Origin of the sequence: Kaistella treverensis, assembly GCF_900114045.1 — a bacterium.
Classification (GTDB): domain Bacteria; phylum Bacteroidota; class Bacteroidia; order Flavobacteriales; family Weeksellaceae; genus Kaistella; species Kaistella treverensis.
The window spans coordinates 1-2,731 of the sequence record NZ_FORQ01000008.1 but is presented as its reverse complement, the minus strand read 5'-3'; the positions used below and the strand labels follow the sequence as shown (position 1 = coordinate 2,731).

The following is a 2,731-nucleotide window of genomic DNA, read 5'->3' as shown; positions in this document are numbered from 1 at the left end:
CAAATCGAATTTGGATATCCACTTTTAATTCCATTTATTATCTTGATTTTCATAAACTCAACAAAACAAAATAATAAATTTGAACTTTCTTTTAAATAAACAGAAACCTGAAAAGCACTACAGATAACAAGGTATTTCTACAAGCGGGTATGAAGTTTTCATCGAAGATTTTAGCGATGAAGTAAGATTTTAGCAAGTAGAAAGTTTTCGTATTTTTAGCCCGCCTGCAGAAATACCGTTCGTTATATGATATGCTTTCCAAAATTGCGAAAATGAACAAAATCTCCATATTATTATTTTCACTCTTTATTTCAAGTTTCACTTTTGCTCAATCAGCAGAAGAACTAAATCTAAAATCTAAAGAATTAATCCAAGAACGAAAGTTTGAAGAAGCACTTCCTATATTAAAAAAATCCGCTGAATTGGGTAATCCAGAAGCCCAATATAATTATGCTATCTTTTTACAAGAAGGAATTGGAATTCAAAAAAATGAACAAGAAGCTATTAAATGGTATTCAAAATCTTCTGATAACGGATTTAATGACGGACATTATGCTATGATGATGGCATATGGAAATGGTCAAGGAATTGAACAAAACTCTGAAAAAGCTTTTGAATACGCACTGAAATGCGCAAACAATAATGACGCAACCTGTATGTGGAATGTTGTGAATTGTTATCTAACTGGAAACGGAGTAAAAGTGGATATTTCGAAATTTAAAGAATGGATTATTAGATTAGCAAAACTTCCAAATCCTGAAAATCTTTCGCAAAGTGGAAATATTACCTCTGCGAGATTGGAAATTGCCAACTTTTATAAAAAAGGCGAATATTTCGAAAAAGATATTTATCAAAGTTATTTATGGTATTTAATTTACAATGAATTTAAAGTTGACTTTAGTATATTAAAACAAGAAGAAGTTATTAAAGAAATAAAGGAACTTGAAAAAAGTCTAACGAAATCTCAAATCGAAAATGCTCCAAAAGACGCTGAAAACCTTTTAGGAAGAAAACTTATTAATCTAGGTGAACTTTATAAAAACTCACTGTAAAACAAGCACATCATATAACAAAGGCTTGGCGAAATGCGGGGTTAAGTGCTAAGTTGAACTTTCGTGCATATTAAGTCGCCAAAAGCCAATTTTATTGGCTTTTTGTTTAAATTAGCAAATAGAAATTGGCTTTGGCTTAGTCCAGTCTGAATTGAACTTCCGCTCAATTCAAGCCCGCACTATCGCCAAGCCTCGAAACGTTAGCGGTCAGGCTGAAACGACCGTCCCTAAACAAAAACGAACAAACAGAATTTATGGACTTCAACAACGTTGACGAAATAAAAAAGTCAGGATTTATTGGCTTCAAAAAAATGAGCGAACTTTTTGTTGATAGTTCATCTATTCCGAAAATCAAAGGCGTTTATCTTGTTTTAAATCCAAACTTCAAAAAAGCAGAATATTTACAAATTGGAACAGGTGGACATTTTAAAGGTAAAAATCCAAATGTTTTGATTGACGAACTAAAATCAAATTGGGTTGAAAACTCTCTTGTTGTTTATATCGGAAAAGCAGGAAGCGAAACAAGCAAAGCAACTCTTAACTCTCGACTAAAACAATATTTTGGTTTTGGTCAAGGGAAAAATATTGGACATTGGGGCGGAAGATTAATTTGGCAATTAAAAAATAGCAGTGATTTAATTGTTTGTTGGAAGCCATTGTTAAATGACGACCCAAGAACCACTGAAAATACATTAATCAAAAAATTTGTTTCAGAATTTTCTAAACGACCTTTTGCAAATCTTGCTGACTAATGAACCCAAGACAATTTGAAGAATTTGTTTGTGAACATTTTCGCCAACAAGGATATAAAGCAGAACTTACTACTTACAGCAACGATTATGGAATTGACGGCTTCGCTATTAAGGGAAAGCAGAAAATTGCAATACAATCAAAAATGTACGGACACACAACAAGGAAAATTAACCGACAAATGGTAATGGAACTTCACGGTGCTAAAGATTTTTTTGATTGCACAAAAGCAGTTATTGCAACAGACGGAATTTTTCTTCAAGACGCATTGGTTGTTGCTGAAAAATTGAAAATCGAAATTCTGTATTTAAACGAAATCAAGAAAAATACTTCTACAAGTATAACGACAACAAAAAACAAGAACAATAAAACATTTGAGCAAATTTGGGAAGACTACATAATTCCACTTCAGGGCAAAACATTGATAAGAAAAAATGGAGAAACAAATCAAATAATTAAAGCAGATTGGAGCGGGATAGAACGAAAAACTTCAAATGGGAATAATGGAAAAATTAAAATAGAGATATTTAAGCAAGCTGTGAATAGACTTTTGACAGATGGTTCAATAACTCGTGACTACATTAATCAAAACTATGTCGGACGAGCATCTTCGGGAATAATTTTAGTATTATCACAAGTACCATTTTTCAAATTGACTGAAAAACCAACCGGATTGAAATATGAAAAGTAGTAACCACAAAAGCCCGAACCGCTAACAAGGGTTTTGCAATAGTGGGGCGAAACTGCAAAGTTCAACGGTAGTTCTTCGATTGAACTTTTGTACAAAATTGAAGATTTGTACTTCGATTGCCCCACCATCGCAAAGTCCCAAAACGTTGTGTGGCATTTGAAAAATGAAAATCATAGAAAAATATTTATCCCCAAAAGATTTAAATTTCATTCCGAGTTTACTTGGACAGAATGTATAT

Annotated in this window: 4 protein-coding genes; 3 read left to right on the top strand and 1 reads right to left on the bottom strand. The window is 32.6% G+C overall.

Going from position 1 to position 2,731, the window contains the following annotated elements:
- The first annotated feature begins 272 nt into the window (after positions 1 to 272).
- From BMZ55_RS11210 to BMZ55_RS11200, 3 genes are all read left to right on the top strand, one after another.
- Positions 273 to 1,052: a tetratricopeptide repeat protein gene (locus BMZ55_RS11210; RefSeq protein ID WP_177179813.1), complete on the top strand. Its 780-nt coding sequence runs from the start codon at positions 273 to 275 to the stop codon at positions 1,050 to 1,052.
- Between the two features lie 254 nt (positions 1,053 to 1,306).
- Complete coding sequence (locus tag BMZ55_RS11205) at positions 1,307 to 1,804, top strand: hypothetical protein (RefSeq protein ID WP_089820433.1); 498 nt, start codon at positions 1,307 to 1,309, stop codon at positions 1,802 to 1,804.
- Positions 1,804 to 2,493, top strand: coding sequence for a restriction endonuclease (locus BMZ55_RS11200; RefSeq protein ID WP_089820432.1), 690 nt, complete (start codon positions 1,804 to 1,806; stop codon positions 2,491 to 2,493). The genes BMZ55_RS11205 and BMZ55_RS11200 overlap by 1 nt, the downstream gene beginning before the upstream one ends.
- 21 nt (positions 2,494 to 2,514) lie before the next feature.
- On the opposite strand, the gene BMZ55_RS11365 is transcribed toward BMZ55_RS11200, so the two are convergent.
- Positions 2,515 to 2,731, bottom strand: a 217-nt coding sequence (locus BMZ55_RS11365) for a hypothetical protein (protein ID WP_221404035.1), incomplete at its 5' end; no start/stop codon positions are given.

What these genes read in the sequence shown, in the direction of transcription:
- BMZ55_RS11200 (WP_089820432.1), top strand. Translation starts at nt 1,804, where the DNA reads ATGAACCCAAGACAATTTGAAGAATTTGTTTGTGAACATTTTCGCCAA.
- BMZ55_RS11210 (WP_177179813.1), top strand. Translation starts at nt 273, where the DNA reads ATGAACAAAATCTCCATATTATTATTTTCACTCTTTATTTCAAGTTTC.
- BMZ55_RS11205 (WP_089820433.1), top strand. Translation starts at nt 1,307, where the DNA reads ATGGACTTCAACAACGTTGACGAAATAAAAAAGTCAGGATTTATTGGC.